Origin of the sequence: Gordonia metallireducens, from assembly GCF_021245825.1 — a bacterium.
Lineage (GTDB): Bacteria > Actinomycetota > Actinomycetes > Mycobacteriales > Mycobacteriaceae > Gordonia > Gordonia namibiensis.
Window position 1 is genome coordinate 160,350 of the sequence record NZ_JAJQJP010000030.1, and the last position, 13,775, is coordinate 174,124.

Annotated in this window: 9 protein-coding genes; 3 read left to right on the forward strand and 6 right to left on the reverse strand. The window is 67.4% G+C overall.

The genetic code is table 11. The features are described from left to right. Window positions 1-237: 237 nt before the first annotated feature. The 3 genes from LQD00_RS12155 to LQD00_RS12165 all read left to right on the forward strand — a co-directional run bounded on the left by LQD00_RS12155 (window position 238) and on the right by LQD00_RS12165 (window position 8,332). Window positions 238-1,446 (forward strand): DICT sensory domain-containing protein, encoded by a 1,209-nt coding sequence (locus LQD00_RS12155; protein WP_232717476.1) that lies wholly within the window; start codon window positions 238-240, stop codon window positions 1,444-1,446. Between the two features lie 180 nt (window positions 1,447-1,626). After that, complete coding sequence (locus LQD00_RS12160) at window positions 1,627-4,977, forward strand: arabinosyltransferase domain-containing protein (protein ID WP_406567015.1); 3,351 nt, start codon at window positions 1,627-1,629, stop codon at window positions 4,975-4,977. Next, window positions 4,970-8,332 (forward strand): arabinosyltransferase domain-containing protein, encoded by a 3,363-nt coding sequence (locus LQD00_RS12165; protein ID WP_232717477.1) that lies wholly within the window; start codon window positions 4,970-4,972, stop codon window positions 8,330-8,332. The genes LQD00_RS12160 and LQD00_RS12165 overlap by 8 nt, the downstream gene beginning before the upstream one ends. An 83-nt stretch (window positions 8,333-8,415) precedes the next feature. On the opposite strand, the gene LQD00_RS12170 is transcribed toward LQD00_RS12165, so the two are convergent. The 6 genes from LQD00_RS12170 to LQD00_RS12195 all read right to left on the reverse strand — a co-directional run bounded on the left by LQD00_RS12170 (window position 8,416) and on the right by LQD00_RS12195 (window position 13,737). Next, window positions 8,416-9,228, reverse strand: a complete 813-nt coding sequence (locus LQD00_RS12170; RefSeq protein ID WP_232717478.1) for an SDR family NAD(P)-dependent oxidoreductase — start codon at window positions 9,226-9,228, stop codon at window positions 8,416-8,418. Window positions 9,229-9,510: 282 nt separating this feature from the next. Next, window positions 9,511-10,275 (reverse strand): SDR family oxidoreductase, encoded by a 765-nt coding sequence (locus LQD00_RS12175; RefSeq protein WP_232717479.1) that lies wholly within the window; start codon window positions 10,273-10,275, stop codon window positions 9,511-9,513. Between the two features lie 45 nt (window positions 10,276-10,320). Continuing rightward, a complete protein-coding gene (locus LQD00_RS12180; RefSeq protein ID WP_232717480.1) occupies window positions 10,321-11,289 on the reverse strand; it encodes a 3-keto-5-aminohexanoate cleavage protein in 969 nt (322 codons plus the stop codon). Window positions 11,290-11,500: 211 nt separating this feature from the next. Continuing rightward, window positions 11,501-12,067, reverse strand: coding sequence for a hypothetical protein (locus tag LQD00_RS12185; protein WP_232717481.1), 567 nt, complete (start codon window positions 12,065-12,067; stop codon window positions 11,501-11,503). A 17-nt stretch (window positions 12,068-12,084) separates the two neighbouring features. Beyond that, on the reverse strand, window positions 12,085-12,897 hold the full coding sequence (locus LQD00_RS12190; protein ID WP_406567016.1) for an IclR family transcriptional regulator: 813 nt from the start codon (window positions 12,895-12,897) through the stop codon (window positions 12,085-12,087). Window positions 12,898-12,996: 99 nt separating this feature from the next. Beyond that, the gene (locus tag LQD00_RS12195) at window positions 12,997-13,737 is read right to left on the reverse strand and encodes a FadR/GntR family transcriptional regulator (RefSeq protein WP_232717483.1); all 741 of its coding nucleotides are present in this window, start codon (window positions 13,735-13,737) and stop codon (window positions 12,997-12,999) included. Between the last annotated feature and the right edge of the window lie 38 nt (window positions 13,738-13,775).

Consider the following 13,775-nt stretch of genomic DNA (forward strand, 5'->3'; position numbering starts at 1 on the left):
GCCCCATACCGAAACCGCGGTCGCGACCGCCCCCACCACCAACTCGCGGCCGCGGTTTCGCCCTTTCACCCGGACACATTGCGAGAGTTGCCCTCTCGATGTGGTGCGGGTGCGCTCGCACGTCCGGGCGACGACGCACTGTTACTCTGAGCACAGGCTTAGGCCGTGAACAGGATGTGAAGACAATTGCGTCCGCCGGATCGATCGGGGCGCCCTCGCTCTGACGGGGAGGTACGTGTGGCCGAAACACGATCATTCACGCTGTTCAACGATCTGGAGCTCCACATGCAGTTCGCGCCGGTGTGCCGGCTGTCGGACGGAGCGTTGGCGGCCGTCGAACTGCAGCTCCGGGGTCCGGCCGGGACCCGCCTCGCCACCGCCGCCGCCCTCAAACGGGCCGCGCGGCTCGTCGAAGAGCACCCGGTGCTGGACGAGCGCAAGCGGAAGATGGCCACCGGCCCGCGCGCACAGTCGCTGGCCAAGATCCTTCCGCTCCTGGTCAACCTCGACCTGGAACTGATCGACAATCTCGACGCCGAGACCACTCAGACGCTCGAACGCCACGTCATGGTGATCCTGCCCGACTCCGTCGAACGCAGTCCCCAACGCACGCTCGCCAGGGTTGCGCGGGCCCGCGCCGCGGGCAAGATCATCTGCGTCGACGGCCTGGTCCGCAGCGAACACGCCGCCACTCTGCTGTCCCTCGTCGAACCGGACATCATCGTCACCGGCGCCGAACTCCTCGCCAAGCAGGCGACCGCCGATGCCGCACAGCTCGCCCACGCTCTCGCCGCACACACCGAGCGCAGCCATGCCGTGGTCATCGCCGAGGGCGTCGACGACGAGTCGGCGCGTGTCACCGCGCAGACCATGGGAGCGGCCTTCGGTATCGGCGATCTGTACCCGCCGGTGTCCGACCCCTCGACCCTCGCGACGCGGACCATCGTCCCGCTGCCCGACATGCCGGTGTGGACCACCCCGGACTCGGAGAAGTCGACCCCATATCGAATCGCGTCGACCTCCATCGAGCCGCGCATGGGCAACAAGCGTCTGCTCATCGAGATGAGCAAGGCCCTGGAGCATCAGGCCGCGATCGGGGGCGCCGCCATCGTGCTGGGCACGTTCCAGTTCGCCGAACACTTCACCCCCCGCACCGCCAAGCGGTGGCGGGAGATGTCGACCAAGACCGGCCTGGCCGGCGTCTACGGCGTCGGGCTTCCCGATGTTCGGGACGGCAACGTGCACCGCGCACCGCTGTCCCCCGAAGACGACCTGATCAACGAGTGGAACGTCGCGGTGCTCGGCCCGCACTTCGCCGCTCTGCTCTCCGCGCGCGACCAGCACGACGCCGGCCCCGACCTGGAGCGCACCTTCGAGTTCGTCCAGACCTACGACCGGATGACCGTCACGCAGGCCGTGCACTCGATCCTGGCCCGGTTCGCCTGACCCTTCGAGACGGCCCTCCGCAAGCTCCGGGCCTCCTCAGGGAGCAGGAGTCCGACGGCCCTCCGCAAGCTCCGGGCCTCCTCAGGGAGCAGGAGTCCGACAGCCCTCCGCAAGCTCCGGGCCTCTCCAGGGAGCAGCAGGATTTGGGTTTGTCACAGCATCGCTGACTACGATGCGCCTGTGCCGAAGTCGCCTGGAGTGTCCGAATCAGACGAGCCGACCGTCGGCGCCGATTCCCCCGTAGACCGGTCCTCCGACCGTTCCTCGCGCACCGTGGCGATCGTGGCCGCGGTCGCCGGACTGGTCGCTCTCGCCGCCGGTGTGCTGACCCCGTTCCTGCCGGTCAGCACGTCGACGGCGACGATCACCTGGCCGCAGGGCCAGGAGCTGGGCGCGGAGTCGGCGTCGGTCACCGCACCGTTGGTCGCGCAGACCGCACGCGATGTGCAGATCACCATCCCGTGCCGGGTGCTGGCGGCCACGCCGGGCGATGCATCCACGACGGTTCTGTCCACGATGCCCTCGGGCGCCACGAAGGCACGTGAGAACGGTCTCTTCGTGGTCGCCGACGGCTCGAACGTGTCGGTGTCGGTCCGCAACAAGACCCTGGCCTCGGTTCCGCGTTCGGCTCTGTCTGGATGCGACGAACTGCGTATCTTCTCCGACACCACCACGACCGGCGCCCAGTTCGTCGGTCTGCCGCCGGGTGCCGCGAGCGCCGGCGGCGGCGACGTGGGTCTGGCCGAACCGTCGTCGAACCCGCAGATCGCAGGTGTGTTCACCGGTCTGGCCACCGAGCAGGTCCGCGATTCGGGCATCGACGTGAAGATCGAGATCGACGACCGCTTCGACTCGTCGCCGTCGGTCATCAAGTGGCTGGTCATGATCGTCGGCGTCATCGCGGCGATCGTCGCGCTGATCGCAGTGGGCCGCCTGGACCGCATCCACGGCTACCACCGCCGGGTGGGCGGCAAGCTCCGTTGGGGAAGGGTGCTGCGTCCCACGCCCACCGACATCGGCGTCACCCTGACGCTCGTGGTGTGGCACTTCCTGGGTGCCGGGTCGCCCGATGACGGCTACATCCTCAACATGGGCCGCAACGCTGCGGACGCGGGCTACCTGGCCGACTACTACCGCTTCTACGGCATCCCCGAGGCGCCGTTCGACTGGTACTACAACTTCCTCGCCTACTGGTCGACGATCTCGACCACCGGCCTGTGGATGCGTCTGCCGTCGCTGATCGCCGGGCTGGCGGCCTGGTTCATCCTCAGCCGGGTCCTGCTGCCCCGACTGGGCGGCGCCGTCCGCCGGTCCCAGTGGGCCATGCTGACCGGTGCAGCGGTGTTCCTGGCCTTCTGGCTGCCCATGTGTTCGGGCCTGCGCAGTGAGGGCATCATCGTGCTCGGCACGCTCCTCACCTGGTGGGCGGTCGAGGTCACGGTCTCGACGCGCCGGATGCTCCCCGCGGCCCTCGCCGCGCTCACCGCGCTGCTCACGCTGGCGCTGGCCCCGCACGGTCTCGTGGCTCTGGCACTGCTGATCGCGAGCGCCCGGCCGTTGCTGCGCATCCTCGTCCGCCGCCGCCGCGAGAACGGTCTGCTGCCGCTCCTCGCGCCCGTCCTCGGTGCCGGTGCGCTCGTCGTCATCGTCGTCTTCCGCGACCAGACCCTCGCCACGGTCTTCGAGGCGATCCGCATCCGCTACTCCGTCGGTCCCACTCTGGCCTGGTACCAGGAGCTGCTGCGCTACTACTTCCTGGTCGTGAACCACACCGACGGTGCACTCGCACGTCGTATCCCGGTGCTGCTGTTCGCCGTGTCCATGTTCCTGGTGCTCGCGATCATGTTGCGCCGCAAGCGGATCGACGGGGTCGATCCCGGCGCGGTGTGGCGCGTCCTGGGCGCATCCCTGCTGACGATCCTGCTGCTGTCGTTCACCCCGACCAAGTGGACGATCCAGTTCGGCATCTTCGCCGGCCTCGGCGCCGCGCTGGCCGCCGTCGCCTGTGTCGCGATCGGCCAGGCCGCGCGCCGGACGCTGCGCAACCTGTCGATCCTGATCGCCGGACTGCTCGTGGCGTGCGCCGCCGCCGCGGCCGGCAAGAACGCGTGGCCGTGGCCGTACAACTTCGGCATCGCCTGGTTCGACAAGGCACCGGTCGTCGCCGGTATGCAGGTCTCGACGGTGCTGCTCGCACTGGCCGTCGTCGCGCTCGTGTTCGCCGTCTGGCAGCACCTGCGCATGGACTACGTCGACGAGACCGGTCTGGCCCACGAGCGCGGTGCCGCCCCGGCCGGGTGGCGCATCGGTGTCGCCTCGGCACCGATCGCGGTCATCGCCGTCCTCATCGTCGTCTGTGAGCTCGCGGTCTTCGCCAAGGCCGCCGTCAGCCGGGCCGACACGTTCACCGTGCTCTCGGCCAACCTCGACTCCCTGCGCGGCAACACGTGCGCGATGGCCGACGCGGTCCTCGTCGAGCCGGACCCCAACAAGGGCACGCTCGCCCCGGCGGACGGCGGATCGGCGTCGAAGACCCTGGAAGGTGACTCGCACGGCTTCAGCCCGAACGGCGTGAAGCCCGACCTGACACCGCAGGCCGGCGCCCAGAAGCCCGGTGCGATGAACACCTCCGCGGACCTGTCCAAGACCTTCATCGTCTACGGCTCGAACCCCGGCACCGCCGGCGGCGAGGGCCCGCGCGGGGTCAACGGCAGCACCGCGGCGCTCCCGTACGGCCTCGACCCGGCCACCACGCCGGTCATGGGCAGTCACGAGACCAGCGACGGACAGGCGCGGCTGACCACCGGCTGGTACCGCCTCCCGGATCGGAAAGCCTCGCCGCTGATCGTCGTCACCGCCGCCGGCGCCGTGTTCACCTACGACCGCGACGGTGTCCCGATCTTCGGACAGCAACTGCAGGTGGAGTTCGGCCGCGAGGTCGACGGCCAATTCGTCGAGGTCGGCGCACCTGCCGTCCCGATCGACGCCGAGCGCACCAACCGCCCGTGGCGCAACCTCCGCATCCCGATGGACCGTGTGCCCGCCGAGGCGACCGTGATGCGCCTCGTCGCCAAGGACAACAACCTCGACGCCGACCAGTGGCTCGCGATCACGCCGCCGCGCGCCCCGGTCCTGGAGACCCTGCAGCAGGTGGTCGGTTCGACCGATCCGGTTCTCATCGACTTCGCCGCCGGCGCATGGTTCCCGTGCCAGCGGCCGATGACCGCCCACGACGGCGTGTTCGACGTCCCGGACTGGCGCATCCTGCCCGAGTCCTGGATTGCCAACTCGCAGTCCAAGACCTGGATGGCCACCGAGGACGGCGGCCTGTTGACGACGGTCGAGGCGCTGACCCGGCCGTCGACGGTGGCGACATATCTCGACAACGACTGGTATCGCGAGTGGGGCAACCTGCAGCGACTCAACCCGCTGGTGCCGCAGGCGCGGCCCGCGGACGTGATGACCGGGTCGGCGACCACATGGGGATGGTCACGACCCGGCCCGATCAGGGTGGTGCCCGAAGATGACTGACCGCGTTGACGCTCCCATCGACCCGGAGCACGACGACCCACCGCCGACCCGTCCGGAGCAGAGTTTCTCCGAACGCCACGCGGGCAAGGCACGCATCGTCGCCATGGCGGCGGGCGCGCTCGGCATCCTGCTCGCTCTGTTGAGCCCGTTCCTGCCGGTCGACTACACGAAGTCGGAACTCGTCTGGCCGCAACAGGGTTCGGTCGCCAACGTCGCCGCACCGAACGTGTCGTTCGTGCCGGTGTCGATGGAGGTCTCGGTTCCCTGTGCGCTGGGTGCCTCGCTCCCGCGCAGCGGCGGCGTCCTGCTGTCGACGGTGCCCGAGGGCGGCGCGGAAGCCGGTAAGGTCGGCCTGTTCATCCGGGCCACCGCAGACAATTTGCAGGTCGTCCAGCGGAATGTGGTGCTGCTCAACACTCCTCGTGCGGCCGCACAGAACTCCCCCGACTGCCGGATCGCCGTCGACGCCGACACCGACGGCAGCCGCGGCTCGATCCAGGGGGTTCCCGAGACCGACGGCGCGATCCACGAGTTCGATCTCGAGGACCCGAACGCGCGTCCGCAGATCATCGGCGTCTACTCGGGACTGCCGTCGAACGTGTCCACCGAGGGACTGTCCTTCCGGTCGACCATCGACACCCGATTCGTATCCACCCCCACGACTCTCAAGTTCTGGCTGCTGGTCCTGGGCGTGGCGTCGACCATCCTGTCGCTGGCCGCCCTGGCGGTTCTCGACGCCCGTGACGCCCGCGGTCACCACAAGATCTTCCCGGCCGGCTGGTGGCGGGTGCGCCCGGTCGACGGGTTCGTCGCGCTGATCCTGGGGATCTGGCTGTTCGTCGGTGGCAACACCGCCGACGACGGATACCAGGTGACGGTGGGCCGGATCGCCCGCGAGGCCGGGTATCTCGACAACTATTACCGCTACTTCGGTGTGCCGCAGGATCCGTTCGGCTGGCACTACCAGTACCTGTCGGTGTGGATGGACATCAGCACTGCCACCCCGTGGCTTCGCCTGCTGCCGTTCATGTTCGCGATGGCGTCCTGGTGGTTGATCTCCCGTGCCGCGATCCCGCGTCTGGGTCGCGCGGTCCGCGAGTCGACACCCGCGATCTGGGCCGCCGCCCTGGTCTTCCTCGCCGTGTGGATGCCGTACAACAACGGGCTGCGCGTCGAACCGCTGATCGCACTCGGCACCCTGTTCACGTGGGTCTGCGTCGAACGCGCCATCGCCACCGGCCGGTTCTTCCCGCTGGCCGTCGCCATCATCTCGGCGGCGTTCACACTGACGATCCACCCGACCGGTGTCATCGCGGCGATCGCCCTGGTTGCCGGTATCCGCCCGCTGCTCAAGCGTTTCATGGTGCGCCGCAAGCGCGACGGCGCCCTTCCGCTGCTGCTGCCGATCCTGGCCGCCGGCCTGGCGGTGATGTTCGAGATCTTCGCCGACCAGCCCCTCGCCCCGATCCTGGAAGCGGTGTCGGTCAACGGTCAGGTCGGTCCCACCAACAAGTGGTGGGAAGAGCCGATGCGCTACTACATGCTGATGAACCCGACCGCGGACGGCGGCATCGCCCGACGCTTTGGTGTCCTGATCGTGTTCACGTGCTTCATCCTCGTGGTGATCATGCTGCTCAACCGGCGTCGTCTGCCCGGGATCGCGACCGCGCCCACCTGGCGTCTGCTCGCCATGGTCGCGGGTTCGGTTGTGCTGATGGCCTTCCTGCCGACCAAGTGGACCCATCAGATGGGCGTGTACGCGGGGATCGGCGGTGCGCTCGCCGCGGTGGCGACCGCGTGTGCCGACCGCACCATCATGCGGCGCCGACGGAACCGCACGCTCTTCGCGGCCGCCTGTGCCTACGTGCTCGCGCTGGCGTTCTCCGGACGCAACCAGTGGTGGTATGTCGGCAGCTACGGAATCCCGTGGCGCGACGCCGTTCCCGATGTCAAGGGCATCCCGCTGTGGACCGGCATCCTCGCCGTCGCCGTCGCCCTGACCCTGCTCGGTCTCTGGCAGCACTTCCGCGACGATTACGTCGACGAGGCAGTCCGTGCCGGGTCGTCGAAGACGCTGTTCTCCCGCCTGCGGAGCCCGTCGATCATCATCGTCTCGGCGATCATGTTGGTGTTCACCCTGGTCTCGTTCGCGAAAGCCGACTGGACACAGCGCAATTCGTGGTCGTGGCTCAGCTCGAACGTGAACGCCCTCAAGGGCGAACCGTGTGCGCTCGCCGACGCCGTGCTCGTGGAGAACGATCCGACCGCAGGACTCCTCGCCCCGGCACGTGTTGCCGGACAGAACAATCCGTCGCCGGGCGCAGCTCTCGCGGGCGCCGGTCTGGTGGGCTTCGATCCCAACGGCGTCGCGTCGGATCTGTCCGAGGACACCGAGGAGTCCGACGACTCCGCGGGCACGTCGACCGCCGAGGTCGATCGCACGCAGACCGATCCGACCGAGGATGGCAGCAGCTCCGACGACACCACGTCGTCGACGACCGACACCAGCGGCGGACGCACCGCACAGGCCGGCGTCAACGGCTCGACGGTGAAGCTGCCCTTCGGACTGTCGCCGTCGAAGACCCCGGTGCTGGGCACCTACAACTCCCCGACCGGGACGGGAAGCCTCACCTCCGACTGGTACCAGCTGCCCGAGGGCCGTTCCGACGCCCAGCCGCTGATCACGATGTCGGTCGCCGGCTACGTCGAGTACATCGACGACCTCGCCGTGGTCCGGCCGGGCCAGAAGGTGCGGCTGCAGTTCGGCCGCGTCGCACCGGACGGCACGGTCGCCCCCGCCGGTCAGATGATCCCGCTCGACATCGGCGGCGCACCCGAGTGGCGCAACCTGCGTTTCCCGCTGGATCAGGCACCTCCGGGCGCCTCCGTGGTCCGCGTACTCGCCGAGGACGCCTCGCCGCTGCGCGATCAGTGGCTCGCGGTGACCCCGCCGCGGGTGTCGTCGATGGAGTCGCTCAACACCCTCGTGGGCAGCGAGGAGCCGGTCCTCATCGACTGGGAGGCCGGACTGGCGTTCCCGTGTCAGCGGCCCGCTCAGGTCAAGAACGGTGTCCTCGAGACCCCCGTCTGGCGGATCTCCCCCGACCGCGAGGGTGAGCGGGTGAACTCGCAGCGCTGGATGTCCGGCGACGCCGGTGGTCCGCTCGGCATCATCGAGAACGAACTGCGCGGTCGCGTCTACCCGTCGTATCTGCGCAACGACTGGGCCAAGGACTGGGGCTCACTCCAGGGCCTCACCCCCATCCTGCCGCAGAAGGACGCCGAACTGACCCTCTCGACCGAGACCCACAACGGCCTCTGGACCCCGGGCCCGATGCGGGCGATCGGCAACTAGTACCGACGCGACCGGCCCGATGGACGGACCCGGCACCTCGGGGTGGCGGGTTCATCCATCGGCGATCGGGATTCAGGAGTGGATCAGCGGAAACCGGCCGACCATCCGCCGTCGATGACGATGTTCTGCCCAGTCACCCAGGACGATTCGTCCGACGCGAGATAGGTGGCGAGCGCCGCCGTGTCCGCGCCCGTTCCAGCGCGCTGGATCAGGTGCAGTCCCAGCATGTAGTCGCGTCCCTGTGCGTCCACCGCGGTGTCGGTGGCGGGCGATGCGACGAAGCCCGGCGAGATGGCGTTGACACGGAGTCCGTGCTCGGCGCCTTCGGCCGCCAGCGACTTCGTCAGCGCGATGATCGCCCCCTTGGCCGCGGAGTGGGCAGCCTGACCCAGCGGAGCCACACCGCGGATACCCGAAATCGACCCGACGTTGATGATCGATCCAGCGCCGGATGCCACGAGATGCTTCCACGCGGGGCTCGTCACGGTGAACACCAGGTTCAGTTCGACGTCGATGACGTGTTTCCACATCTCGTAGGTGATGTCCGGGAACGGCGCGAAGCCGAAGCCCGCCGCGTTGTTGTACAACACGTCGATTCCGCCGAGCCGCTCCGCGCTCTCTTCGACCCACGCGGTCGCCGCTGCGGGGTCGGTGAGGTCGACGGTGGAACCCGACACATCGAGCCCCTCGGCGGCCAGCGCGCCGGCGGTCGCCTCCGCACGGCCTTCCTGGACGTCGCAGCCGGCGACGCGCGCGCCTTCGCGGACGAACATCGCTTGAGCGGCCTCACCCTGCCCACCACCGGTTCCGGTGATGAGCACCCGCTTGCCGGCGAGGCGGCCGCCTGGTTGCTTCACCGATGCTGCCGTCACGTCGGGCTCCAGAGTTGTACTCACGATCGTCTCCTTCAGTTGTGCCGGGACAGGTTCCCGCAGAGGCACTTCGGCCGGGTCCGGCCAGATCGCGACGCGCGGCGCCGCGGGGATGCCCATCGTGTCTTGGGTCACATCCCGTCTCGACACTAAGCTGCGTCGACTCGGATATGCAACGTATCTCTGTGTTGCAGAGAGGGTTTCGTGTTACCTCAACGGAAACACCCACCGGCAGAACGACGAACGCACCCCCGGGAGAGTCCCGGGGGTGCGTCTGGTCGGCGGTCGGCCTGCGCCGAGTCCAGCTCAGTGCGTCGTGTAACCGCCGTCGGCGTGAATGGCCTGACCCGTGACGAATGACGCTGCCGAGGAGCACAGCCACAGGGTCACCGCGCCCATCTCCTCGGTGGTTCCCAGACGACCGATCGGATGCATCTGGTTCATCAGTGGAATGAACCCGGCGTCATGGGCAGCCATCTCTTCGACCATCGGAGTACGGATCACTCCGGGACACAACGCATTCACGCGGATACCCTGCGCGGAGTACTCCATGGCCGCAGCCTTCGTCAGGCCGACAACACCGTGCTTGGACGCCACGTACGCGGCCTGGTTCGGGAGGGCGACGGTGCCCAGCGCCGATGCGGTGTTCACGATGGCGCCACCGCCGGACTCGAGCATCGCTGGGATCTGAGCGCGCATGCCGGCGAAGACGCCACTCAGGTTCACGCTGATGACCTTGTCCCAGTCCTCCCGCGGCAGATCGGCGATCGCCTTACCGGCGATCTCGATCCCCGCGTTGTTGTGCGCCGCGTCGAGCCGCCCGAACTTCGACAACGCGGTCTCCACCATCCGTTCGGCATCCTGCTGGTCGGAGACGTCGGCGCGGACGAAACAGGCAGCGCCCTCGCCGCCGGCGAGCTCCACTGTCCTGTTTCCCTGTTCCTCGTCGAGGTCGACGACCACGACCTTGGCCCCGGCGGCCGCGAACGCCAGGGCGGACGCCCTTCCGATTCCGGATGCCGCACCGGTGACGAGTGCCACCTTTCCTTCGAACTCACTACTCGTCGTCATACTCCGATACCCTCTCTCGTGGTTGATTCGATGGCTCGGGGATGACTACGCGCGCCGGGCGCTGAGCCCGATCTGGGTTCGGTAGTCGTCGGCCGATGCCGGAACGCGGCCGAGTTCGGCAGCGATCGTCTTTGCCCGCGTGAACAATTCGAGATTGCTCGTGGTCGTCTCGTCGCTGTTGGGGTGTTTCCACCCGCTGTCCTCCAGTCCGACGCGGATGTTCAGTCCCATCATCGTCGCCAGCGTCGTGATGTAGAGATTCGCGCGCCCGGCATTGCACACCGTGATCGCCGCATTCGGGTCGATCTGCCGGATCTGGTCGACCATCAGCAAGAGGTGGGTGGCCATGGAACGGGTGTCGGTGACCCACGCACCCGAGATCAGAGTTCGTCCGACGTCGACCGGGAGCCCGTACAGCACGATCCAGTTGGTCTGCCCGGTGACGATGCCCGTGTCGAAAAGCCGGCGCTTCGCGAACTCGATCTCACCGGAGCTGTGCACGACGATCTCCGGACTCACGCCGTTCGCGGTCAGAGTCTTGACGGCCGGGATCACGAACTCTTCAGGATGTCCGGCCGCACACGGCGCTACCTCGGCGAGACCTGAGACCGCCGGGCTCATGCACTCCTCGAAGGTCTTTCCGTTCAGCACGTTGAGATTCGACACGAAGTCATCACCGAATCGCTTACGCAACGGATCGAGCACCAGGCCGTAGGCCTCGGTCGGGGGGAGGTCCTTGTCCAGGCGACGACCCTTGGAATCGGTCACCCAGGTGAAGTCGATGTGGACGCCTGCCGCGCCGGCTTCGATGACCTCCGACGCGGAATCGATGTACTCCTCGATGTCGACGGGGTAGGCAGACGAATCGCCCACACCCGCCCGGCCTGCGACCGCGACGTTGATCGCGATCTTCGCCGGGACATCCCACTTCGGTTGCAGCTCAGGGTCGGAGACGAACGCATAGTTCTCCATTTCGTGGGCAGCGGCTTCCCACAGTGATACGGGCTGGGTCATTCGAAAGCTCCCTCGTGGATGTACGGGTGACGTGATTTCGCGGCTTCGAGTGCGATGGCACCGGCAGTGGAGGATCGAGTTTGTGCGGAGGCGAAAGCTCGATCAGGAGGGGCAAGACGGCCCCACGTGGTTGAACCTACATTGTTTGAACCATTAAGGCCAGGGCGTTTTGCAAACCTCGAGGCTGAATCCCTAGTACGCCAGCGGTTCTCTACTGTGCAGAGCCAATCCTCGCGACTCGCTCCCAAACCCGATGCACTGTCGGCACCCCGGCCCACACCACGAACGGAACCAGCAGGGCAGTACTGACCAGGGTGCTCAGAGCCACGGGTAGGTTCGGCAACCGTGGCATGACGAGCGAGTTCAGCAGGACGGCCGCAGGGAACAGAGCCAGCCACACCGCAACCGCGGTCTGCCAGCGACGCGGGGCGACCGCGACCTGCCCCGGCCGACCACCGAACATACCTCGGTCGAAATCGGCCACCGTCATCCCGATGACAGGCCCCTCCGTCAGCATGTGACTGCTCGCGAGGTGTTCGACACGCCGCTGACTGCGTTCCCAGGAAGCGAGGCTCGCCGAGGTGTCGAAACTCAGTCCGATCACGAGTTCAGAGGTGGCGCCCTGACCGCGAACACTGAGGTCCGAACCGATGAAACCGGGATGATCGCGCGCGGTCGCGCACAGATCCCGCCCCCACTTCATCAGCGCGTCAACGGAATCGGGTTTGGCGCGGCGCCGGACGGCGACCGTCACCGGAAATTTTGCCAGTTCGGTCATGGGGTCCTTTCGGGAGCTCAGCCCAGCTGCTCACCGATCTCGGCAGCAGCTTCGACGAGCATCGAGGCAAGCAATCGGTAATGCGACTGGCGAAGTCGATGTTGCGGAGCGGAGGCATTCAAGGCCAACCGCAAGCCGGGAGCGCGAGTGACGATGGGCACGGCGACCGACGCGACGTCGTCCTCGCTCTCCTCCCGGTTGGTCGCGAATCCCTGTTCCCGGATGGTCGCCAACTCCGCCTCGAGTTCCGAACGGCTGCTGATGGAATGCGGTGTGATCGTCTCGAGCTCTTCCACCGGGTAGAGCTGATGGAGTTCGTCGGTCGACATCCGGGCCAGCAACGCCTTACCCGTCGAGGTGCAGTGCGCCGGCATCGTGCGTCCCAGGCGGGACGCCACCCGCACCGCAGTCGGGCTCTCCACCGCGGCGACAAACCTGACACTCGCGCCGTCGAGGATGCCGACATGGACCGTCTCGCGCAACCGCTCGCTGAGATCGCGCAGAACCGGGTTGGCCACGCCCTGGATGTCGAGTCGGCCGAAGATCGCGAAGGCCACCCAGGTCAGAGCCGGTCCGGCCCGGTACACCTTCGACACCGGGTCCTGGCGCATGAAGCCCCGGTACTGCAGCATCGCGAGCAGCCGATGGGCCGTGGAGGTCGCGACCCCCAGGTAGCGGGCTGCATCCGTCATCCGGATCGCGGGCTTCTCACCAAGCAGGAGAACCAATTTCAGCGCGTTGTCGACGGACTCGATCGGATACTGCGGCGCCGGGATCGCCGGGTCCTGAAAGCGGCGGCCCGGCGGGTTTATCTGCATGACAGTGATCATACCTGACCTGCAGACAAACCAACCAGAGAATCGCCGGCGAAATCACCTTGTCATCGCTGTCCCGCAATGGTTTTCAATCCTCTTGCGTGGGTCTCGCATTCACCGCCGACGCGGCGACTCGATGACGTGGGCATCGCCGTAGATGTGCTCGACCGACTCGAGGTGTTCGAGCATGCACTCCCGGAAGGCGCGGGCATTGTTGTCCGCCAACGCCTTCAGGATCTCCCGGTGTTCGTCGAGAATGTGCTGCCAATCCTGGTTGTGGGTCTGCTGGAACTCCGGCACCCGATCACCGAGGCGGACGAGGGCGCCCAGTACCAGTTCGAGAACCGGGTTCCCGACCTCGGAGATCAAGATCTCATGGAACTCGAGCGACAGCGTCAGCAATTCTCCGTCCGGGGCACCTTCGCGACACGCGCTCTCGAACGCATCGACGTTCGCCTGCAGGCGATCTCGATGAGCTCGATCACTGAACCGCATGATGTCGTTGAGAACCGTCGGTTCGAGGATCCGCTTGGCGTGCAGGTAGTCCTCGAACGGCACGCCCCGGTGACGGAAGTAGTTCTCCAGTGCGCGGAGAACCGGCGTGGTGTCGGGCTGGGTGACGAATGTCCCGCCGCCGGCACCGACCAGCACGGTCACCAGCCCCTCGTGTTCCAGGTTGAGAGTCGCCTGCCGCACGACCGCCCGACTGACGCCGAACTGGGCTGCGAGTTCCGATTCGATGGGTAGTCGGTCGCCGGCGACGAACTGCTCGGTGAGGATCGCCTCACGCAACTGATCGGCAACGTCCTGATACAGACGGGTCTGCCGCGCAGGCGCCGCCCTGAACTCGGTCATACGATCCCCCGATCCCATGCTCGGCAGCGGTCCGTCAC

Coding starts and splice junctions, on each gene's coding strand:
- LQD00_RS12165 (WP_232717477.1), top strand. CDS start 4,970: ATGACTGACCGCGTTGACGCTCCCATCGACCCGGAGCACGACGACCCA.
- LQD00_RS12175 (WP_232717479.1), bottom strand. CDS start 10,275: ATGACGACGAGTAGTGAGTTCGAAGGAAAGGTGGCACTCGTCACCGGT.
- LQD00_RS12180 (WP_232717480.1), bottom strand. CDS start 11,289: ATGACCCAGCCCGTATCACTGTGGGAAGCCGCTGCCCACGAAATGGAG.
- LQD00_RS12185 (WP_232717481.1), bottom strand. CDS start 12,067: ATGACCGAACTGGCAAAATTTCCGGTGACGGTCGCCGTCCGGCGCCGC.
- LQD00_RS12190 (WP_406567016.1), bottom strand. CDS start 12,897: ATGATCACTGTCATGCAGATAAACCCGCCGGGCCGCCGCTTTCAGGAC.
- LQD00_RS12195 (WP_232717483.1), bottom strand. CDS start 13,737: ATGACCGAGTTCAGGGCGGCGCCTGCGCGGCAGACCCGTCTGTATCAG.